Below are 21185 nucleotides of genomic sequence, written 5' to 3' on the forward strand. Positions count from 1 at the left end.
CATTATCGGCAAGGTCATTTTTTTGTCTTGTTTATTGCCTGCAATTTCTGGTTTTCGGATATGCTGCTTCTAAACAAATCACAGAGTTTGAGCACTGCATCATCCGAGAAGTCCCGCTTGATGACATCATAGTTGATATTGCCCATATGGATCCGCTCGTCTGGGTTATCCGCAAGATACGCTATTGCCACAGCCAATCCGTCGGCATCGTTTTCATCAACGATGATTTCCGGTACCAGTTCGGGTATGCCAACATGATTTGTGCTGATGACTGCCTTATGGCGTGACATAGCCTCCATAATGGATACTGGAATGCCTTCACGCAGTCCATCGGGTGTAGTCCTTGACGGCAAAACGAAGAAATCACAAGCGTCATAGAGTATTTTCAGTATGTCTTCGCCCAATCTGCCCAGAAATACCGTTTGTTGAGAAACACCTTCGTCTTCAGCCATCTTTTTGACATCAAGAGGGCCTTCTCCGACAACCCATACAACAATATCATCCCTGCCGAGTGTTTTAAGCGCGCGAAATAGAATATCAAATCCCTTCTGTTCGGTAAAACTGGCAACAATTAGAATTTTTATGGCTTTGCGCATACGCTCGTCTGACATGTCACCGTGTATATGAATTACCTCAATATGATCCTCGGGTATTCCAAAAACACGTACAAGCTCACGTTTGTTGAACTCAGAGATCGTGACAACTTTCTTGCAGTGAGAGGCCGCCAATTTAAACATTTCGGGATTGGGATTACAGAGTATTTCATAAGCGTGAACCGTCACCGTCAGAGGCAGGTCGAGTATTCTGCTGCAGAAATATCCCGTATAAAGCTTTCTATCACCGAAATGAGAATGAATGTGCTGCACTTTGAAGCGATGCATCTCCCGTGATATGTTCCATGCGATTGCAAAAGAGTCAACGCACTTCATTCTGATTGCCAGCTTCAAAAGCGATATGTATTTTACGGGTGACCTGAAAAACGCGCTTAGTTGAGCCAGAAGTGTTCCGACCACAGTGATGTTTATGAAATGCCATCCGTCCTTGGGCATGTAAGGGCCTGGCCTCCATGCAAGCGGAAAACCGACGACTTCGACTCCATTTTTCATCAGCACGTCTATTTCACGATAGTTCCATGCTACAATTCCGCCCTGAATCATAGAAAGTATGTAGGCGACAGTCATGTTGTGCCCTCGCTATCTTTTTTCACGTCAAGGCCGAGACACTTTCGCCTGTGGTCGAGCCAGTCCGTTATCTCACGGAGGTTAGCAACCCATATTTCATTATCGGAAGCAAGCATATCTAGGGTTTTAAGGTATGCCTCTCCCCACCTGCTGTATTTTTCACAACTCGGGTGCGACGTACGCTCGTGCCAGTCAAATACACCTAAGCCAGACCATTTCTTTATGGTCGACACATATTTCGAAATTTGCCCTAATGACTCATCGACATTACCGTCATTATAAGTCAGGTTGCCGTCCATACAAAACACAGGCATTTGCACGCAATTGGTTCGCTTTTGTGCTCTAGATATCCAAGGATAATAGGGCAAGGCTATGCTCCGGCGAAATCCCATCTGTTCTTCAAACGCAATCGAAGAATCACAGCGGAATCCGGCGTTTGAATGCATCAGAAGTGTTTGTTCAACATTACTGCCGAGATGCCAGTAGTGATGCCGCAGGCTGATCACATCCGTGCCTGCCGCTTCTGAGAGCCGCTGTCTTTCCGAAGCGAATCTGTCTTCTGCGAAAAATGTGTTGTAAGCCGCATGCAAACCTACATCGAAATGTTTGTCAAGAAGCTCCGCAAATATCCGATGATATTTATCACTGTGTATATCATAGGCTACATCGTCAAACGATCCCCACTTACCGAATGTGTTTGTCGATGCAAAAAACATCGTCGATGTAAAACCACGACGTGTCTCTTCATTCAGGATTCCAGGGAACGTCCAAAATTCATCAGGATTCTTATCGGCTATGCGCTTGGCCCTCAAATACAAATACTTTGCGGCGTAAGCAGGCAAACTGTGCTTGATTGGCACAGAAAGCTGAAAATTGTCCACGAACGCATATTTTTCGGGAATATCTATGTCATGGGAAAGACCGATTGCACACTTTCTGCCTTGTGGCCATAATGGAGAGCCCGCAAGCCCGATCATCTCCTCAATAGCAGATCCCAAGAATGTCACATACATATTCACAATAGGTTTGTCCGCTACGTTATTTTGCTGTTGAAAGCTGGACGAATATTTCAGCCGGTCGTGGTCGTCATATGCAACATGGCTGGTATCAGAATTGACTTCGTCGGTCAGAAACGCTCCAATTGCGCTCACCAGGTCAAATGGAAGCTCTCTGTTCAGATACTGCTTTGGGCTTTGAGCGAGAATCATATCGCTCCATAGTCTGTCCTCAGACTGAAAAGGAATCCTTATCGAGCATTGAACTTTTGAGTTGGAATTTCCATGATAAATATCCACGGATTTGGTGCGATCACTTTGGTTCAGCTTTAGGTAAGGAACTCCGAGTGTATCAAATATAAACCCTAAGCAGTAATCGCTTACGCCAGAAGAATCTTCGGATATGTACGTCAGCCTGCGCATTCTTTTCCTATCCTTTTGGCAAGCTGGCGCTTGGCCTGTCGGTAGGATGCCTTGTCCATACCCTTGTAAAGCCTGCCTTCCTGCTTCACGTTTTCAATAGTCGATAGCTTTCCGTTTTCCATCAGTTCCGCTACGACACTTCCCATCAGCCTGCCCGCCGTTTGTTCGACACGCCTAGCCAATACTTCGAATGTATCGCCCTTCTGAAGACTGACAACCTCATTTCGGCATATTCGACCAGTATCGACACCGACATCCACATAGTGTACTGTCACACCAACAGAATCGCCTTGCAACACTGCCCAGGGAATCACATCCACGCCCCTATATTTGGGTAATAGACCGGGATGTGCGTTGATCACTCCCATCTTTGGTATGGACAGAATGTTGCTTTTGATAATTCTGGAACCGCCCAGTATAAGCAGGTCGGGTGCCATCGAGCGTAGTAATTGTTCACTTTCGGGACTGTTGAAATTTTCCACAGTCTTGACTACAGGTGAAAACTGACGGTAGTAATCGACACCCTGCCACTCATATTGATGATGCGGCAGAGGCAGCACTTTGTTGGCCTTGTTCCATACTCTACTGCAAAGTCCAGGCAACCCATGCTTAGCATATTCCTGTTTTGCCAGACGAATGAGGCTTTTTGCCGAGCCGACATTGGTATCTATCAATATGGCACTGATTGGAATGCCCCGCTCACGGAACTGTTCCAATAAGGCGGAGCCGTGCGAGCAACAATTTGTCAGAAAAGCTATTTTGATTTCTGCCGTCATAGACCTAACCCAAACCCGCCTTCAGTTGTTCAACCACGGCCGCCTGCGTTCGCTCATCAATCTTGGGCCATATGGGTAAGCTCAGCACTTCACTGGAGCACATATCCGAGTTGGGTAAGGGGCCGCAGTCCATACATGAATACACCGGCAGCCTGTCCAGTGGAACTGGATAATATACAAAACTGCCGATCTCAGACTCTGCCAGCGACTTCTGAACTCCATCGCGCTTGCCATCGAGAAATCGGACAGTGTATTGATGATATACGTGCTTTGTATAAGCAGCCTCAGACGGAGTAATCAGCCCAGGAATACCGGCAAGCAGCTTGTTGTAGCGTGCGGCTGCCTGCCTGCGGCCCTCGTTCCACTCCTCTATATGAGGCAGCTTCACGCGAAGAATAGTCGCCTGCAGTTCGTCGAGTCTGGAGTTGTAACCTATCACCTCGTTGTAATACTTTCTGGACGCGCCGTGAACTCTGAGCATTCGAGCTTTTGCCGCCAGGTCGTCGTCATTAGTGACGAACATTCCGCCGTCGCCGAATGCGCCAAGATTCTTGGACGGGAAAAACGAGAATGCGCCAGCATTGCCGATCGTGCCGGTTTTCTTTCCTTTGTACTCACTGCCGAACGCTTGAGCGACATCCTCTAGAATTTTTAGACCGTGCTTTTCAGCAATTCTGAGCAGTGGATCCATATCCACGGAATGCCCGTAAAGATGCACTGGAATGATCGCCTTGGTCCTGTCTGTGACCTTTTCTTCGACCTTGTTCACGTCGAGATTGAACGTGACCGGGTTGATGTCTACGAACACCGGCTTTGCTCCGACAACGCTGATGCACTCGGCTGTAGCAAAGAATGTAAACGGTGTAGTGATGACCTCGTCGCCCGCAGTCAGTCCAAGTGAACGAACACCAAGCACCAAAGCATCGGTGCCTGAATTGCATCCGACGGCATGCTTTACGCCCAAACACGCAGCGACTTCGCTCTCGAATGCTTTCACATTTGGCCCCATAATGAACTGACCACTCTTGATTGTCTTTTCCAGTTCCTGCATCAATTCGTTCCATATCGAGTCTATTTCGGGACGGGTATTCAAAAGCGGTATCTTTGCCATAGTATCAACCCCCTTACGATCTCAATTTCTCGATTGTTTCTTGCATTATGCGAATGACCTCCAAGCCGTTCCTGCCGTCGGAGATAGGGGTCTGGTGTTCTTCACAGCACTTGATGAAGTGCTCCAGCTCTAATCTTAACGGTTGTCCGCTGCCCTGATATATGACTTCGCTGCCGTTATCAGCATTTTTCAGGTCGGCTCCGATAGTCTTCTTGTGCAGTGTGACAACCTGGTCGGCTTCGTTGTATTCCAACATCGCATCCTTGCCGACAATGACCATCCCACGGTCTTTTTTGGGCCATAACCAGGAGCAGTGCAAGTGGGTCTGCACGCATTCCGGGAAACTCAGGTGCAGATATATGTCATCTTCAACATCAGTTTGCAGCACTCTGTGACCCGTAATGTTCAGTTTGGTAGGTGATTCACCCAGCAGATACAGCACCACGGCGACATCATGCACACCCAGACTCCATAAAACGTTCTCGGCACTTCTTGCTCTTCCGAGTCCAAGCCTGTGCTGGTGAATTGAGTGTACCTTGCCGATCATCCCGTCATTGAGCGCGCTTCGCATCCATTGTATAGCCGGTTGGTACAGCAGCAGATGTCCGACCATAAGCACCCGGTCGAGCTTATCAGCCGTGTCTACTAGATCTTCGGCATGAAGGGCGCGTAGAGTCATTGGTTTTTCGATGAACACATCTTTGCCGCCCTGCAGCAGTTCTATTCCGATATCATAATGTGTGAGGGCGGGTGTTACAACGATAGCGGCCGGAATGTCGCTTTCGAGTAGCTTATCAATGTTTTCCCAAACCGGTACTCCCGGATATTCATCTTTCAAGGCTGCTCTAGTTTCCGCGCTTGCCTCTACAATTGCGCCCAGTGAATCCATCTCATGCAGATTTCTGACGTGGTTTTTGCCCCAAGCACCGACTCCTACTACTGCCACTCTCATGTCGATATTTTCCTTTCAAGTAGTGCTGTTACTATTTTATCACAAGCTCTGCCTTCACCGTATGGTTTGCCAGGCCGGCCTTGTATCCCTATAGCCGATATTATCGTATCCGCCACATCGTCTGCGCTGGAATGAGGGCATATCCTGTTCCAACCCATATCCAGCAGTTCGACCCACTCAGTCTCATCCCTGAGTGTAACACATGGCACTTTATGAAAAAACGCTTCTTTCTGCACTCCACCGCTATCTGTCGCGACAACCGCTGCCGACTTTTCGAGCATAATCATATCTATATAGCCGACAGGCTCGATCACAGCCAGTTCTCGTTCGATTGTATCGAGAATGTCCAGCCTTTCCAACACACTACGCGTTCTGGGGTGAAGAGGCAGCACAACCGGAATAGTCTCTGCCACCTGCCTAAGTCCGTCGAATATGACAGAAAGACGTCGTGGATCGTCTGTGTTTTCTGCTCTGTGCACGGTTGCCAGTATGAACCCGCCCTTTTCAACTTTCAACCTCTTGAGAATACCGCTGGACTGTTCGGCGCGCCGGGAATGCATCAGGGCAGCATCATACATTATGTCGCCGACGAGATACACCCTTTCACCGTTAACACCCTCATGTTCAAGGTTGTGCACAGCTTCCTCAGTTGGAGCAAATAGAACGTCTGATATCGCGTCCACTACAATGCGGTTAATCTCTTCAGGCATCTTGCGGTTAAACGATCTCAGCCCGGCCTCTATATGCGCAACGAGCACATGCAGTTTAGTTGCAGCAAGCACCCCCGCAACAGTTGAGTTCGTGTCTCCATGCAGCAGCACCCAATCGGGATGGTATTGCTGGATCACTTCTTCCAGCCCGACGAGCATACCCGCAGTCTGCACTCCATGCTTACCCGATCCCACTCCCAGATTCACGTCAGGCTCGGGAATGCCCAACTCATCGAAGAATATCTGTGAAAGCCTGTAGTCATAGTGTTGACCCGTATGCACGATCACCTGCCGGCAGCCTGCGGCTTCCAGCGCAGCAGTCATAGGCACGGTTTTTATGAACTGAGGCCGCGCTCCGACGACCGTCAGGACTTTCATTTCAACCTCCAGCCTTATCGTGCCAAGCTCTCGATCAAATCCAAATACTTTTGTTTCTCGGTAGACCAGTTCGATCGTTTGCTAAACTCAATACCTTTACGGGACATCTGCTGTCTGAGTTCCTGATCAGCGTACAACTCGACGATTGCTTTACTAAATGATTCCATATTTCCGGGCTCGAAGAACCGTACTATGCCCTCCGGATAGTATTTCTCGACGGTTCTCGTTCGTGTGACTATTGCCGGCAGGCCCATAGCTATATACTCTGCTGTTTTATTGTTGAAGCATAGGTCGGTCAATGGATCGAGCTTCAATGTTGAAACACCTACATCACTTTGCAAGATCAATTCAGGTATCTGTTTGAAGGAAACAATTCCAAGGAATTCCACCGAATCGGCAATGTCCAACTGCTCGGAGAGTTCGCACAACGCCTGAAGATCGTCTCCTTCACCGGCAATCTTCAGGCGGAGTCCGGGTATTTCGGATTTCACGGACGCCACGGCCTCAATCACCATTGAAAGCCCGTAGATTCTGGACACAGTGCCTGTATAAAGCAGAGTAAATGTGCCGCTAGAAGCATTGCTGCAGTCTTTTTCACGATCGGCATGAAAGAGCTTGTCGTCCGGCAGGTTCATCACAACATCGACAGGTCTGCCGCCTGTGTGTTGTTCCAAGAGTTCACGCATAGCATCGTTTACAGTGAGCACGCGATCTGCGAACCTCATGCTTATCTTCTGAAGCCATTTAAGTATCTTAATTACGGGATGTTCTGGTGACATGCCATATTTGGATACGAAAAGCTCCGGCATGGGATCGTGTTCATCAAGTATGACCTTAGCACCAAGAATCTTCGGCACCAGCGCAGCAAAGACCAGAAAGTCGGGCAGATTGCTCACGTGAACCACATCGAACTTCTTTTTGCACATTTTGAGGTTCACCATCAAAAAGAACGCCATGTATTCAAAAAGATAGCGTAGTTTACTGCCGCGCTTTCTTGAAAGGGGGAGCCTTACAACCCGTACGCCGTTTATCGCCTCAGTTTTCGCTTCCTTTGGTCCGCGAAGGCAGTAAACAACCACCCAGTGGCCAGCTTCGGCCAGCGCTTCGGCCTGCCTTCGTATGCGCGGGTCGCGCGGATAGTATGACTGAACAATATGGCAAACGCGTATCAAATAATCAGCTCCCAGTTCAAATAAATAATATGGCACGAACCTACGAAGCAACCTCGCCGAAAGCACAGAGCAACAAGTGCCGCAAGATCATTGCCTGCATTCTAGGGTAGCTTCTGCGGTCTTTCAAAATAAGATAATTACCGGTCGAGTAATCGAAGCCTCCATCACGGTGTTGCAGGCTAATCAGTCTGGAAAGCCCCCGCTCGGCCAGATAGGAATAGTCTCCAATGCCCAGCCTTGATGCCGATAGCAAAGCCGCCGATACCACGGCTGTGTAGTATGGAACCATCGGCCGTGTTTTAAAGCAGTTGAACCTTGCGTCACCGTTTTTTATTAGCCCTCCGGATAAGAAATTCGTCACCTTGGCCATTATAGCACGTACACGCTCGCACTTTGTTATCTCATAGTATCTGGCAAGGTCTAGAAACTGAAAAGCATGATATTGAAAACACAGATAGTGATCCCGACCGTAGCCTTCTTCAGTTTTTATGGAATATGGAAATTCTCCGGATTTTGTCTGGCACCGTCCCAGAAAATTCAGCAGTTTTGGAGAGTGCTCTATGAAACGGTCATCACCAGTAGCGCCTTTGAGTTCTCCCAGCAGCCATAAACAGAAAGTCGAGTTGTTCGGCACCATTCCACGGCCATAATTGGCAAAGTATCTGAGCGATGCAGACTCTTCGTCCAGCTTCTGGAAACCAACCCTGTTGGTCATATACTCATACCAGCGGATCGCGGCGTCAAGATACCGAGGGTCTTTCGTCATCCGAAACAGCCTGAGAAGCCCCAAGCTTCCGAAGCAGCCATCCACGGAACTGATCCTGCCACTCCAGCCTGCGTCATCATATACCCAGTATCCTTCGGGTGACTGCCTATTTAGCAAAACCTCACCGCATGTGTGCGCTGTATTCAAATACTTGGCATCACCCGTGCGCTCTTGCAGCGCCACATTGCTGAATATCCAATATGCTTGCGCCTGCACGAAATAGCGTTCGGAATCACCCCAAGATATGAACGGCAGGTATGATTTCACAAAACGGCCGACTCGTAGATTCCATCTCACTCCGGAATCTGGGCCACGCAGAGCTCCCTGCTCATCGACGTAATTGATGATGTGGTCGTAGAGTTTCTGCGCCGCGTCTGAGCAACTGGAGCGCAACTGGTCTGTTATATCATAAGTCATCTTTGTTTCCTGAGGTAGTTGTTTATGTATCAACCAACATTGCCTAGCCAAATCAAAGTCATCGCCTCGCCAAAGGCTATCCTGCTGTTTTTGAGCCGTTCATTGGAGTAATCGGCGTCTATGTCCAGCGGACGGGCAATATACTCGCTTACCCGCGATGCCCTCTCTTTCAGCTTTTCGCGGATGGAATCGCCCAAGCCTTCTTCGAGCCACTGACCCTGCTCAACGTCGAATCCGCGCTTTCTGCGTGCCGAACGTATGTGTTCCGGAATGAGTCCATGTGCTATCTCACGAAGAACCCATTTCCCGTAACCATATCTAATCTTCACCGCGTCCGGAATAGCTATGCCGAGCTCCATAAAACGGTGGTCCATGAACGGAAGCCTGCTTTCTATGCTGTTGCCCATAGAGTTCCTGTCTTCATATCTGAGCAGTGTCGGCAGACTAAACCGGGTGACATCCAGAATTTGAGCTTTTACTCCGCTCTCGAGTGTTCTCAGCCCAGCAGTGACCTCACCTGCATTTTCCCGCCTGCTCAGTATCGAACGACCGATCTCATGTCCTGCGAACCTTCCGCGTCGTTGCCAGTAGGCTCTAAGGTCGACGGCCTCTGCAATCATCGTAGGAATGATTCCCGCAGCCAGTCCCAGAACAGTCGACACGTCTTTCCTCCTTAACGCTTCTCTAAGCATAAAGACTTTGAATTTGTGATAGCCCATCAGTGCTTCATCGCCGCCTTGTCCGCCAAGTAGCACGATCACACCGTTCTTTCGGGCCTCTTTGAAGACCATGTGCTGAGCCACCATACTCGTATTTGGAAACGGTGCACCCTGGTCCTCCAGTGTTTCCCATGTCTCATCGATTACTGTCTTTGCGTCCGGCCAAGCAGTGACGACGTCAATTCCCACGAAGTCCGCCACTTGCTTTACCTGTCTTCCCTCGCTGAACGCATCATCTGCGTTCCCGTATGAAAATGCGATGAGTGCCTGATTTTTCCTGATAGCCATTGCTGAAACGGTGGAAGAGTCTATCCCGCCACTGAGGGATATTCCTACCGGCACGTCTGAGCGAAGTCTCAGGTCTATAGCAGACTCCAGTGACTCGCGAACTCGCTCCACCAGATCGTTTACAGGGCAAGACGCAAGATCCTCTCGCATCGCTTGGACACGTTCTTCAAGGCTATAATAACGATGAAATGAGGCATCTGGCTTATCTAAGAAGGATACCTCCAGGTAGTGCCCAGGAGGTAGAGCGTGCAGGCCCTCAAACTGACAGATATCATTGTCGCGTTCATAGGTTATGAACTCGATACCTGCGGCAAGGTATTCCAGATTAGGCTTGAGATGAAGGTGACGCGCAATGACTCCGGCGCTGGAAGCGAAATACACAGTCTTTGAATCGGCAGCATAGAACAAAGGCTTGACGCCAAAGCGGTCACGAACCAGCCACAGGCGCCGCGTTTGATTGTCCCACAAGCCGAATGCGAACATACCTATGAACCTGTTCACCGCCTCAATGCCCCATTGCTTGTAGGCTTCCAGAATGACCTCTGTATCCCCGTTTGTCTTGAATGAATGACCAAGAGAGCGCAGTTCGTCACGAATCTCCAGGTAGTTGTATATCTCACCATTGAAGACAACGCAGCACTGTCTCTGGATATCCCACATTGGCTGGTTTGAGACTTCCGACAGGTCTATGATAGCCAGCCGATTATGTCCGAACGAGATGTCGATGCCGTCCGAAGTCCAGCGCTCGACGGCATTATAGTCGGGCCCGCGTTTATGTTGGCTGTTCACTATGTCGTGAACGATCTGCTCCAGTTTGTCATTTTGACCGATGCCGACCACACCTGCAATACCACACATGTTTACATCCTTTTAATAACCTGCTGGGATGCCATAGCTTTTTTACAAATATTCAGCAGTTGTTCGATATGAGCATGTCGTTCAAAGCGCTTCAAAGCTGCCTGCTTGCCTGCATTTCCCATTTGCCGGGTGAGCGCGGGATTACTCAGCAGTTTGCCAATGCGATCCGCAAAACCACCGACATTGTCCGGCGTATCCAATATGAACCCCGTGACACCGTCGTCTACCATTTCTGGGATGCCGCCAACTGCGGTCGCTATAACCGGCCTGCCGCATGCCAGAGACTGTGAAATGACATTGGGCATGTTTTCTTGTCTGGAAGGCAGCACAAGGCATGCCGAGTCCCGCATAAGATTCATCAGTTCGCACCGCCCGACAAGCCCGAGCAGTTCCACACTGTCTTCAATACCCAAAGATGCTATACGCTCCTGCACCTGTAACAAATAGTGCTTGTCCGAAACCCTTCCACATACTCGAAGATGCGCCTGGGGATTGTCTGAAAGCACTGCCGGCCAGGCTTCTATCAAAGTCAACAAATTCTTCAGAGGATTTATGACGCCCGCAAAAAGCACTCCCTTTTCCGAGCTATATTCTGGGCATGAAAAGAACTCATCCTCAACAATCGGATAGCTGATCTTATGAATTTTGGCAGATGTCTCCTCACAGCTGGCTCTGATGCCATAGTCGGAAATGCATATCACGTCCCCAACAGATCTCAAGGCTTTTCGTTCAACCATGTCGCCGAGTATTCCAACCAATTTATCGAAACCATGAGCCAGTCTGGTTTCATGCCTTGTTATTCCATGCCGAATATATACCGTGGGCAGCCCTGCTTTGTGCGCTGCAAGGGTTTCGATACGGTTGTGTGAGATAACTATGTCGGGGTGGAGCCCTTGCATTGCGCGAGCCACTTTGGCCACCATCGTATACTGCCGCGGTACGATCCTGCTCGACGGTTCGGCGACGACATGAATGATAAGCCCGTCCGAATATATCGTGCGGTTTTGTTTGCAGTCCTGACTGCGGGTGATTACCTCAATCCGCACATCTGGGTGCTCGATCAGAGTGCGGACTTGGAGATACGTATTGTAATACGGACCCCCATAAAGCTTGTCTGCATCTAGCGGATACCATCCAGCCATTAGTATTTTGATTGTCTCGCATTTCATCATTCGCTTTTTTCTGATTCTAACTCAGGTTTTCGTAACACAGCAAGAATTGTCAAACCTAAAAGCCGTAAGGGCCAAATCAACGCAACTTTATTCATTATGCATGCCATCAACCAAATCGGCTTGTTTATCCTAAAATACAAATACGCTCCACTCGCAATGTTGATGGATTCAACACGCATATTGACACGCGCCGCTATTTTGTGTATGGTGCCTCGCGTGTTGATCTTGTAGTAAGTGTGACCATTGTCCTCGCTCTCACTACAGTAGATCAGCCTGCGTACAAATGTGGAGAATTTCTCGCCAGTCATAGTCGAGACAATCATTGCAGGATTCCATTTGTTTGGCGTCCAAAACACAAAAGCTCCTCAGGGCTTAAGCACCCGATATATCTCTCTGAGAGCAGATTCTGGATCATCCAGATGTTCCAATACCCAAGCACTTATCACTAAGTCCATTGATTCGCCGGGATACGGAATGTCATATATCGAAGCAACTTTGACTTCATCAATGTCCTTGTGCACAGGCAGTAGTCATTAATATCGATTCCAACCACCCATATGTCTGGATGTTCCTGGCGGATGCTTCTGCTCAAGAAAGAACGTTCACCACAGCCGACTTCCAGCACATGAGCCTTTGACTTGTCTGATATTATTTGGCGCCCATACTCAATAGCAATATCCTCCCACTTGCGTTTTCCATATGGTTTGATTTTGGCTTCAACTGCATTCTTCCAAGCTGTATCAATTGGCATCTTTGAATCATTTTTCAAATCTTACTTGTTTGCCACATGCAGCATGGATCGGTAATAATTCAAAGTCTTCTCTACAGACACGCTCAATCGAAAACGTTTTTCGGCTGTACGCCTGGCCTCTGTACATATTGATGCACGTTTCTTAGGATCACTTAAAAGTGATTGAATTGAGTCGGCCATTGCATCACTGTCGGCAAATGGCACAATTATACCATCCCGGCCGTTGTCAATCATTTCTGTAATTCCTCCGGCTGGCGTGGCGATTATCGCTTTGCCTGCAGCCATGCCTTCGGATATGACCAATGGTGCGTTTTCAACCATCGATGGCACCAATAGTATTTGCGCCTTGGAAAGCTGCATTTGTGCTTGCGCTCTATTGGCATTGCCTGGCAGATACACGCAGTCCTCAACATTCTCGTTTCGGATCAGATTGCGTATTTCTTTGTCATAGTCTGCATCCTGGACTGGACCAACGCAATACAAACTCGTTCTGATGCCTCTTGCCCTGAGCTTTGCTACAGCACGGATCGCATATTCCTGCCCTTTGAGACGTCGGATCATCCCGAGAACCAACACTCTACCATCTTCCTCGCTGTTTGGTATATCAAAGAAACTGTCATCCGCCGGATTATCTATATAACGTACTTCAGCATCTCCTACTAGGTCGTGGACTGTGTTCATAGTATATCTGTTGAGAAAGACTAGATGCTTTGCCCGCCGAATCGCATCGTTTTCATATAGGTCGCCTAGCATGAATTGGAGCCTCGACAGTCCCTTTTGAAACGGTGTCTCGCGGCGATGAATTCCTCTGATGGCGAGTATTGACGGATAGCCACGCTCCAGAGCGGCTCTGGCATAATTCAACGTAGTATGAACATGCACAATGTCAGGTAGTATGGTTCGCAGTTCACGACGGATTCTCCGGCAATCCACCCAGTAACCTGTCACAGTTTCCAACCTGCCGCAAGATGGCAGGTAATGAACAGTCGTCCCCGCGTCAGTGACGAGTATTTTCTTTTGATCCAGCCCAGTGACACTGGTGATGAAATGAACTTCTATCTGTCCGGATCGAGCAAGTCCATCTGCCAAAATTTCTGCCACTGTCTCGGGACCACCGCCGGGTTTACCTGGTGTGCGAGGGTAGCGCCCGACCATTGCAACTCTAGTGCCGTTTTCAGCCATATCTACTTCGTATCCTCCACAGCCCTGCTCTGCGAAGAATACTGCAGGTCAATATTGTTCTCGGGCTTATTGGCTGCCATATCTTGCAATTGCTTCGCTTTTACGATGAGGGCAACCATAGTGTACAAAAGCAGAGTCGGAAACTTTGTGGCGTCATAGAACCCAAACCAATAGGTGAACAGCACAACTCCGACATAAGACACAAATATAACACTTGCCAATTCACTGCCCACTATGCCGTTATGTGGCATTTGTCCCCTGGCTTTTAGCACGAATACCATAAATAAGATGATCATGAGGAAGAAAAGCAACCCGCCGATAGTTCCATGCTCTGCAAGATATGTGATCTGGGTGTTGTGTGGCGAAAACTGTTTGACAAGATTGGTTCTGGACGGCCACGAGCCTATACCTTGATACACCTCAAATCCTGGGATACCATAAGCCGGCACGGCGTATTTTCCGACTTGTTCCCAAGCTTGTCCCATCCCGGCACCAAACCAGAAATTTGACTTATACATATTCCACAAGGCCACATCTGTAATAAGTCTTCCCATGGCGTTAGTCGGATCCAAAAGACGTTTCTGCATTGCGCTTTTCTGCAGTATTATAGGCATTGCTATCGCCAAAAAAAGCGCACCGATGATAAGTATTTCAATATATCTCTTTCTTGATCGGTACGCCAAAAACGGCATCAGCGCAATACCCAATAGAAAACTGATATAAGTCGAACGTGAATAGGTGAAATACCAGGCGATAAGGAGCAATGGGATCAACAGCACGCAGACAACACGTGTTAATTTGTTGCGGGACCAGTTTATGACGTGGAATGCAAGAAATACCCCAATTGCCAATAATATTGATAAGTCATAAGGTGTTGCAAATGGTCCGCACGATCTCCCTGCTTCGGAACCGCCAGTCCAAATCATTGGACGCTCGATTCCAATGAGGTGAAACAAGGCCCACTCACCAAGCACCTGGTCAAATACACCGAGAATGGCCGAATATGTGGCAACTACTAGAATGCCCCCAATAACCCAGTAAATATGTTGCTTCTCGATAATACAGGCCTTAGCCACATAATACAGCAGTACGATATCACCGATTCGGCCCAGAAAACTGTTGAACGAGCTTATATATGATTTGTGTGGGAAGAATGGTATCGACAACAGCACATATAAAGCAAAGCCCAACATAAATATTTCCCCTGCAATAGGTTTAGGGGATTTGCTTCGCTCGCTGAGGTGCCTAGTCAGCATAACAAGTGCAAGGCAGTTTATGATGACCCTGTCAAATGTTATGGCCGGTATGTCGGCGCCAAAATCAAGGTGGAAAAGCAGCGATGCAATCGGCGACATAATCAACCAAAAGACGAACATCTGTGTAGGGCATACAAAAGCCAGAAACACAAACAAAAGTGAAGCCAATGCCGTGATAATAAAGAGAAATGCGGAATGGATAATGCCATAACACAGCAGACACTCAGCCAATATATACACTATCAGCCCCATCGCTATTATGGCAGCCCGGACCAGCTTCCGCCAGCCCGGGGCAGCCGCAGTCCTCATATTTGCAAAGATGGGCTTTACATTTGTAGTCATATTCAAACGCCGGACACCTGCGATAAAGGCTATGAGCCCGCGAATAGCCTGCAACTAGTTTTCTCCAAATGACGGATTACGCCCTATGAGTTTGATAATGAATGACTTGAGAAATGCAATGTCGGTTTCTTCCGAATCGAACGAACCGGTATAGAACCTGTACCAGTAAGCTTGTCTTTCCTGCATTTCCCGGCGCAATGAATCGCGCCGGGAAAACATCGTTATTGCGCTATATATATCTTTCATCTGAAGAATACGCATATAACTGCGTATATCCGATGTCGTGGGGAACGTGTTGGTTCCTATCATATACCAGTAAATGATGTAACCTTCCTGACCGTTTGCGTTACATACCTTGAGCAGGCTGGCATTAATTTTCATCGGCCTTGGTTTTTTTATATCCAAGCGGATCATTCGCCTGTCGGATATCCCGCTTCCGGAGCCCGGAATGCACATCATCGGATTATGAAAGGCGTCTGTATCTCTTGCTGCCTCCATGAAAAGCTCGATTTGCCTGCCATCGTCCTCACTCGTGAAAACTCTTTGCAGCAAATCCGCCGTGTTGAGTTCTTTAGCCACACGACTATTAACAGACAGATCTTGTGATGACCATTCTTCGAAACCATTGGATATATTGCTTCTTGTGAGCTGGCCTTTCGCCGTAACTTCCAGTGGAGTAATGAACATTCCAAAAACAAACATGACCAGCAATGCCGCCGTCGGTAAGGCGCATATACCGGTTTTAGACCGCGTGGATCCAGAATGAGCTTCTTTGGATTGTGTCGGTTTATCATTAAAGCCGAATTCGCTGGCCTTGATCAGTTTTGCAAATCCAAACAGTATCACGAAACACATAATAAGGCCCAAATACCCGCTGTAATCATGAAACTCATGCATGGCATCCATAGTGCCAACCCATATGCCTGCATATCCGATCATCGCTATCCTTAGGGAGTTTATGAAGACGCTCAAAGGGATTGCGAACGCTACAAGCACAGCCTTTTTCCATGCAGGAGCTTGGAGCATATATACGAAGAATGCCGTAAACGTGATCAATGATATGAGCAGTTTGAAACCGCTGCATGCAACGCCGACTACAAGTGGGCCAGGCAGATAGGATGAGTGTATCTCATTTGCTCCGATCACTTGCGAAGAATATCCGCTGATATTGAGAATAATGCTTGCCAGATGAGTAGATTGTCCCTGGATACGCATAGTGGCTTCATCCAGCACCGTTCCTGGCAGCGGCATCATGAATACGAGGTATATGATCGGAAAAGCCAAAATGCGCATAATCTTGGAGCCGCAAAACGACCATACGCAGCCAAAGATAACCAGCATTAATGAAGCATCGACCAAAAAGCCAGAGCCAGTCCATGTTCCGAAAATATACAGTGGGATTGCGGGCAGTATCAGGAGCGTTCCAAGCCAGGTTGGCAACATTTCATGAACTCTCAGTCGCTTTCTGTTAGCCCAAATCATATATGCAGATATCAGAGGAACCAGCATGCCATGAGAATAATAACCGTACTTTCGATTCCAATCTTGCCAGTAAAAACTGAACTGATCACGATAAAGCAACGCTATGACCAGAACCGCAATAATCCACGGCAATCCTACACGCATGGTTTTGGCGAAAGCGGTTTCTTTGGGTCGTTTCTTCAAGTCTCACCTCAAGTAAGCACATTCAGTCTGATAATGAAGTCGATTTTGCGTAACACTCAACAAAGCCACTAAGTTATCTTACGCAATTTCTTGCGCATTCGTTACCGGATAAGCATGGCGAGCCTCCATATTTTTGAAATACTGATTACAGCTCGTACTTTGCTTTACGTTTGGCATTATGCTTTTGGAGTAATAACCACATAGACCCGTCCAAGCGGCAATGCCATAATATGCGTAAACGCGGGGTCCTTCGCTGGTGACGTACTACATTATTATGGCATGTTACACACAAATCAAGAGTAATGATAACTGTTTCAGCCTATCTTTATGACCTCGGTGTCGCTCATCTTTTTGTATGTGTGCCCGATGCTGTCGGTGAATGTGTCGCTTTTTGAGAAATCCATAATGTCGCCGTAGGCGCTCATCCAACCTATAATTTTCGCTGGAACTCCTGCAACCAGAGCATAGCTGGGAACGTCTTTAGTAACGACCGCCCCTGCGGCTACAAAAGCACACTCATGCAATGTGATGCCACATCGTATGGTAGCGTTTGCTCCAATGCTTGCGCCACGCTTAACTAGTGTTTTGTGATAGTGTTTGCTCGACGCTCTGGGATATTCGGCACGAGGAGTAATAACATTGGTAAAGACCATGCTTGGCCCGCAAAACACGAAGTCCTCGAGTACTACCCCCTCATAGATCGACACATTGTTTTGCACTTTGCATTTGTTGCCAACCTTGACGTTCGGCGCTACGCAGACGTTTTGGCCGAGATTGCAGCCCTCGCCGATTTCCGCGCCGGACATGATATGGCTGAAATGCCAGATTTTCGTGCCTTTACCGATTTTTGCGCATTCATCGACATATGCTGATTCGTGCACAAAATAGTCGCTCATAGCTTATACCCCTACCTCTCAGACGTTATATTATTGCCTGGGTCTATCGAGAATGTCAGCGATCTTTTCAGATGCATCGCCATTGCCATATGGGTGCTCGTCCCGACCAACTGTGCCCATCATGGAACGCACCGTATCCGCGACAAGATCAGCAGATGTCGGAACGCAAATGCAATTCCAGCCCATCTCAACAAGTTCCACCCATTCGGTCTCATCCCGCAATGTAACGCACGGAACCTTGTGGAAGAACGCTTCTTTTTGCACCCCGCCGGAGTCCGTGGCTATCAGTGCCGCACTCTTTTCCAGCTTGACCATGTCCAGGTAACCGACCGGCTCTATCAATCTCAGACTTCTCTTTGCAACCCCAAGTAGACCATTGCGTTCAAGCGCTTTGTGTGTTCTGGGGTGCAGCGGAAGGACCACCGGGATATCTTCGGCGATTCTGCTTAATCCGTCCACGATTGCGAGGATCCTGTCCAGTTCATCAGTGTTTTCGGCACGATGCACCGTAGAAAGCACAAACTTCCCCTTGCTCAGCTTCAACTGCTCCAGAATTCGGCTTTCACGGTCCGCTCTGCTCGCATGCAGCAGAACTGCATCGTACATTACATCTCCTACCATATGGATTCGTTCTGCCGTTACGCCTTCGTTGCGCAAGTTTTTGACGGCTTCCTGTGTTGGAGCAAAGAGCACGTCTGAGATTGAATCGGCTACAATCCTGTTGATTTCTTCAGGCATTCGTCTGTTGAATGAACGCAAGCCGGCCTCCACATGCGCGACGGGGACGTGCACTTTCACTGCGGCAAGTGCACTTGCAAGAGTGGAATTGGTATCGCCATAGATCAGCACCCAATCCGGCTTCTGTTCCAAGACTATCTTTTCAATCCCGACTAGCATCTTCGCCGTCATCTCAGCGTGTGAGCCTGAGCCTATTCCCAAGTTTATGTCAGGAGCCTTGATTCCCAGCTCGTCAAAGAACACCTGCGACATGCCATGGTCATAGTGCTGGCCTGTATGAATGAGGAATTCCGTGTGTCCTGCGGATTTCAAAGCCAAGCTGACCGGGCTAACTTTAATAAACTGAGGCCTTGCTCCGACTATAGTGCATATTTTCATAGTGTTGATTTATCCACAAGGCAATTCTATTCCTTCGTTGTGTCGAGACTGATTATGGACAGGTCATATAGAACTGCCTGCATTAGCTCGATATTTGTCCTTTATGGAAAAGCCAATTAGCCTCGGGCTATACTATGTAAGGCGGACACAAAGTTAGAGCGCCATAATGAATCTAATAGAGGTTAACTTTGTAACGATGGAAGTACAGCAATAACTTAAAGGAAAATGCAGTAAAGCTGGTTCAATGCGGCCTCGACAATAAACCAATCACATGGCAGAATTAGGCGCAGTGCAGCAGAGTCCAAAACCGATGATGGTGCCTTCGAGGCCGCGAAGTCCTTTGAACGTCATGCTGTGTCATTCGGCAATCATCGGCGCATCCTTGCCTCCTTGGGTGCTTTCTTGGTGTCTGCTGTGGCGTTGAACGCCTCAATGAACTTGGTGTAGTCGAGATCGATCACATCGGGGAGCCTGCCGGTGCGGTCGCCCGCCTCGTAGTTCAGGCTGGGCTTGGTACGCTTGACACGCCGCGCGGTCATCTTGCCATCGGGACCAGCCGTCGTCTCGATGTCGCAGTATAGGACCATGTCGACGAGGCCGAGGACAATTTTCCTGGCTTTATCCGGCAGCGTGGGCACGGTCTTGGTATACTTGCCGGTCCGGGTCGGCTGTAATTGCCGTCTCCTGTATCCGGAAATTGGGATCTGCTTTGATTGTTGCAAAAAGTAACTCATCGCTTACGTTGATACTGAACGCCTCGATATCATTCTTCTCTAAGACAGTCACCACCACGCAGTATGCCTGTCGGATCACACCAGGTATCCAATCCTACTTCATAACTGAAGACGGATACCCATGCGAGAACTCACCAGACGAGTATGCGTTCTACTTTGAACAAGCCTATTCAGCAGAGGCCGATAGGCGCTTGTACATAGATAATATAGTCAAAACAGCCACTCCATCTTTTGGTCATCTGGTATTGGCGGCTTTGCTCAAGATGGATCACTCCAAGGCGATCTGGACTACGTACTTCACCACTGCAGTGTCGTGCACATCAAAGGCAAAAGTTATCGCCTAAAAGAACGAAAGGAATACCTGAGACAGAAAGTGCAAGTTAACAATGCTTTACTCGAACCAACAGCCTACTAAACCGTCGGTATTGTACATTATTTAACCGCCGATTTTGGGCAAAATCTCACCGACGTTGACACACCCAGCACAGGCTTCGAGATGTCGGCGACAATATACAGGCAGTCCAGGCAAACCTTGTATCCGAGAGGAAAGTCGCCGAATCTCTGCGTCGTATTGACCCTGTCTGGGACGAACTTTTTCCGCTTGAACAGACGCGAATCGTTCAACTGCTCATAGAGCGTGTGGTTGTAAATACGGATGGAATGGACATTCAAATCCGGCACAATGGTCTGCACTCGCTGCTATGCGAGCTTGATGATACCACAAATCTACATGAAAGGGCTTATGCGAAATGACATCAAGCACCTTGGACAAGGGAATTACAGTCAGCGTGCCGCTAAAACTCAAGAAGCGCTGTGGTCGGAAGGAGGTAATTCTTCTGCAGGCGTTTGCCGGTGAAGCGCCTATGAGCCAATCTCATCAGGAGGCGCTTGTTATTGCCCTGGCCCGGGCATATCGGTGGCAAAGACTCTTGGATGAAGGCAAGTTCGCCTCAATCTCAGACCTTGCACGAAAGATTGGTCTGGATGTCTCGTTTGCCGCACGGTTGATGAGGCTTACGCTGCTTGCGCCGGATATTGTCGAAGCTATTCTTATGGGCGAGGAGCCATGTGGGTTGTCGCTGACAATGCTGGAGGGGAAGATGCCCCCTAGTTGGGAAAGCCAGCGGATGGAGTTAGGCATACTCTGACACTGTGACCTTACAATTCATCGTCCTGATATTCGCGTTACTATCGATTACTGAGGCAATTGCGTTATCTGTAACTGATCTCAATTCTGTTGATTCAAAGAAAGTAAAAGCCCCAAGCAGTGAGCGTGGCAAGTATTCAATGTGCGGAAAAAGTAAAAAATCTACCCCAATAAAAGC

General features: G+C 48.3%; 20 protein-coding genes. 2 read left to right on the forward strand and 18 right to left on the reverse strand.

The features are described 5' to 3' along the window. Positions 1–14 precede the first annotated feature (14 nt). The 17 genes from ABFD83_06250 to ABFD83_06330 form a co-directional block, all read right to left on the reverse strand. The gene (locus tag ABFD83_06250) at positions 15–1181 is read right to left on the reverse strand and encodes a glycosyltransferase family 4 protein (protein ID MEN6356671.1); all 1167 of its coding nucleotides are present in this window, start codon (positions 1179–1181) and stop codon (positions 15–17) included. Continuing rightward, entirely contained in the window at positions 1178–2599 is a 1422-nt protein-coding gene (locus ABFD83_06255) for a hypothetical protein (GenBank protein ID MEN6356672.1), read from the reverse strand. Before ABFD83_06255 ends, ABFD83_06250 begins: the two co-directional genes overlap by 4 nt. After that, positions 2587–3273 carry a formyl transferase gene (locus ABFD83_06260; protein ID MEN6356673.1) on the reverse strand — a complete coding sequence of 229 codons (687 nt, stop codon included), beginning with the start codon at positions 3271–3273 and terminating at the stop codon, positions 2587–2589. Before ABFD83_06260 ends, ABFD83_06255 begins: the two co-directional genes overlap by 13 nt. Positions 3274–3379: 106 nt before the next feature. Next, positions 3380–4486 carry a DegT/DnrJ/EryC1/StrS family aminotransferase gene (locus ABFD83_06265; protein MEN6356674.1) on the reverse strand — a complete coding sequence of 369 codons (1107 nt, stop codon included), beginning with the start codon at positions 4484–4486 and terminating at the stop codon, positions 3380–3382. A gap of 13 nt (positions 4487–4499) precedes the next feature. Next, positions 4500–5438 carry a Gfo/Idh/MocA family oxidoreductase gene (locus ABFD83_06270; GenBank protein ID MEN6356675.1) on the reverse strand — a complete coding sequence of 313 codons (939 nt, stop codon included), beginning with the start codon at positions 5436–5438 and terminating at the stop codon, positions 4500–4502. Beyond that, positions 5435–6526 carry a UDP-N-acetylglucosamine 2-epimerase (non-hydrolyzing) gene (gene wecB / locus ABFD83_06275; GenBank protein MEN6356676.1) on the reverse strand — a complete coding sequence of 364 codons (1092 nt, stop codon included), beginning with the start codon at positions 6524–6526 and terminating at the stop codon, positions 5435–5437. The genes ABFD83_06270 and wecB (ABFD83_06275) overlap by 4 nt, the downstream gene beginning before the upstream one ends. A 14-nt stretch (positions 6527–6540) precedes the next feature. Next, entirely contained in the window at positions 6541–7698 is a 1158-nt protein-coding gene (locus ABFD83_06280; protein ID MEN6356677.1) for a glycosyltransferase family 4 protein, read from the reverse strand. Positions 7699–7738: 40 nt separating this feature from the next. After that, entirely contained in the window at positions 7739–8881 is a 1143-nt protein-coding gene (locus tag ABFD83_06285; protein MEN6356678.1) for a hypothetical protein, read from the reverse strand. A gap of 29 nt (positions 8882–8910) precedes the next feature. Further along, entirely contained in the window at positions 8911–10746 is a 1836-nt protein-coding gene (gene asnB / locus ABFD83_06290) for an asparagine synthase (glutamine-hydrolyzing) (GenBank protein ID MEN6356679.1), read from the reverse strand. A 2-nt stretch (positions 10747–10748) separates the two neighbouring features. Further along, a complete protein-coding gene (locus ABFD83_06295) occupies positions 10749–11918 on the reverse strand; it encodes a glycosyltransferase family 4 protein (GenBank protein ID MEN6356680.1) in 1170 nt (389 codons plus the stop codon). A 445-nt stretch (positions 11919–12363) separates the two neighbouring features. Beyond that, a complete protein-coding gene (locus ABFD83_06300; protein ID MEN6356681.1) occupies positions 12364–12669 on the reverse strand; it encodes a class I SAM-dependent methyltransferase in 306 nt (101 codons plus the stop codon). A 21-nt stretch (positions 12670–12690) separates the two neighbouring features. Then, entirely contained in the window at positions 12691–13851 is a 1161-nt protein-coding gene (locus ABFD83_06305; GenBank protein MEN6356682.1) for a glycosyltransferase family 4 protein, read from the reverse strand. A gap of 2 nt (positions 13852–13853) precedes the next feature. Continuing rightward, complete coding sequence (locus ABFD83_06310; protein MEN6356683.1) at positions 13854–15206, reverse strand: O-antigen ligase family protein; 1353 nt, start codon at positions 15204–15206, stop codon at positions 13854–13856. Positions 15207–15503: 297 nt separating this feature from the next. Next, a complete protein-coding gene (locus ABFD83_06315; GenBank protein ID MEN6356684.1) occupies positions 15504–17114 on the reverse strand; it encodes an exosortase/archaeosortase family protein in 1611 nt (536 codons plus the stop codon). A 314-nt stretch (positions 17115–17428) separates the two neighbouring features. Beyond that, complete coding sequence (locus tag ABFD83_06320) at positions 17429–18010, reverse strand: acyltransferase (GenBank protein MEN6356685.1); 582 nt, start codon at positions 18008–18010, stop codon at positions 17429–17431. A gap of 30 nt (positions 18011–18040) precedes the next feature. Further along, positions 18041–19126 (reverse strand): UDP-N-acetylglucosamine 2-epimerase (non-hydrolyzing), encoded by a 1086-nt coding sequence (gene wecB / locus ABFD83_06325; protein ID MEN6356686.1) that lies wholly within the window; start codon positions 19124–19126, stop codon positions 18041–18043. 368 nt (positions 19127–19494) lie between these two features. Further along, positions 19495–19860: an AAA family ATPase gene (locus ABFD83_06330; GenBank protein ID MEN6356687.1), complete on the reverse strand. Its 366-nt coding sequence runs from the start codon at positions 19858–19860 to the stop codon at positions 19495–19497. Here ABFD83_06330 and ABFD83_06335 point away from each other — a divergent pair. Continuing rightward, positions 19836–20204 carry a hypothetical protein gene (locus ABFD83_06335; protein ID MEN6356688.1) on the forward strand — a complete coding sequence of 123 codons (369 nt, stop codon included), beginning with the start codon at positions 19836–19838 and terminating at the stop codon, positions 20202–20204. The two genes, ABFD83_06330 and ABFD83_06335, sit on opposite strands and share 25 nt — an antisense overlap. An 88-nt stretch (positions 20205–20292) precedes the next feature. Here the strand turns inward: ABFD83_06335 and ABFD83_06340 are convergent, their stop codons facing one another. Continuing rightward, positions 20293–20541, reverse strand: a complete 249-nt coding sequence (locus tag ABFD83_06340; protein ID MEN6356689.1) for a hypothetical protein — start codon at positions 20539–20541, stop codon at positions 20293–20295. 68 nt (positions 20542–20609) lie between these two features. Here ABFD83_06340 and ABFD83_06345 point away from each other — a divergent pair, with 68 nt between their 5' ends. Beyond that, positions 20610–21008, forward strand: coding sequence for a hypothetical protein (locus ABFD83_06345; protein ID MEN6356690.1), 399 nt, complete (start codon positions 20610–20612; stop codon positions 21006–21008). Positions 21009–21185: the final 177 nt, after the last annotated feature.

Source organism: Armatimonadota bacterium, from assembly GCA_039679645.1.
Taxonomy (GTDB): Bacteria; Armatimonadota; UBA5829; order UBA5829; family UBA5829; genus UBA5829.

Coding starts and splice junctions, on each gene's coding strand:
- ABFD83_06250 (MEN6356671.1), bottom strand. CDS start 1,181: ATGACTGTCGCCTACATACTTTCTATGATTCAGGGCGGAATTGTAGCA.
- ABFD83_06255 (MEN6356672.1), bottom strand. CDS start 2,599: ATGCGCAGGCTGACGTACATATCCGAAGATTCTTCTGGCGTAAGCGAT.
- ABFD83_06265 (MEN6356674.1), bottom strand. CDS start 4,486: ATGGCAAAGATACCGCTTTTGAATACCCGTCCCGAAATAGACTCGATA.
- ABFD83_06270 (MEN6356675.1), bottom strand. CDS start 5,438: ATGAGAGTGGCAGTAGTAGGAGTCGGTGCTTGGGGCAAAAACCACGTC.
- wecB (MEN6356676.1), bottom strand. CDS start 6,526: ATGAAAGTCCTGACGGTCGTCGGAGCGCGGCCTCAGTTCATAAAAACC.
- ABFD83_06285 (MEN6356678.1), bottom strand. CDS start 8,881: ATGACTTATGATATAACAGACCAGTTGCGCTCCAGTTGCTCAGACGCG.
- asnB (MEN6356679.1), bottom strand. CDS start 10,746: ATGTGTGGTATTGCAGGTGTGGTCGGCATCGGTCAAAATGACAAACTG.
- ABFD83_06295 (MEN6356680.1), bottom strand. CDS start 11,918: ATGATGAAATGCGAGACAATCAAAATACTAATGGCTGGATGGTATCCG.
- ABFD83_06300 (MEN6356681.1), bottom strand. CDS start 12,669: ATGCCAATTGATACAGCTTGGAAGAATGCAGTTGAAGCCAAAATCAAA.
- ABFD83_06305 (MEN6356682.1), bottom strand. CDS start 13,851: ATGGCTGAAAACGGCACTAGAGTTGCAATGGTCGGGCGCTACCCTCGC.
- ABFD83_06310 (MEN6356683.1), bottom strand. CDS start 15,206: ATGTCGCCGATTGCATCGCTGCTTTTCCACCTTGATTTTGGCGCCGAC.
- ABFD83_06320 (MEN6356685.1), bottom strand. CDS start 18,010: ATGAGCGACTATTTTGTGCACGAATCAGCATATGTCGATGAATGCGCA.
- wecB (MEN6356686.1), bottom strand. CDS start 19,126: ATGAAAATATGCACTATAGTCGGAGCAAGGCCTCAGTTTATTAAAGTT.
- ABFD83_06330 (MEN6356687.1), bottom strand. CDS start 19,860: ATGAGTTACTTTTTGCAACAATCAAAGCAGATCCCAATTTCCGGATAC.
- ABFD83_06345 (MEN6356690.1), top strand. CDS start 20,610: ATGACATCAAGCACCTTGGACAAGGGAATTACAGTCAGCGTGCCGCTA.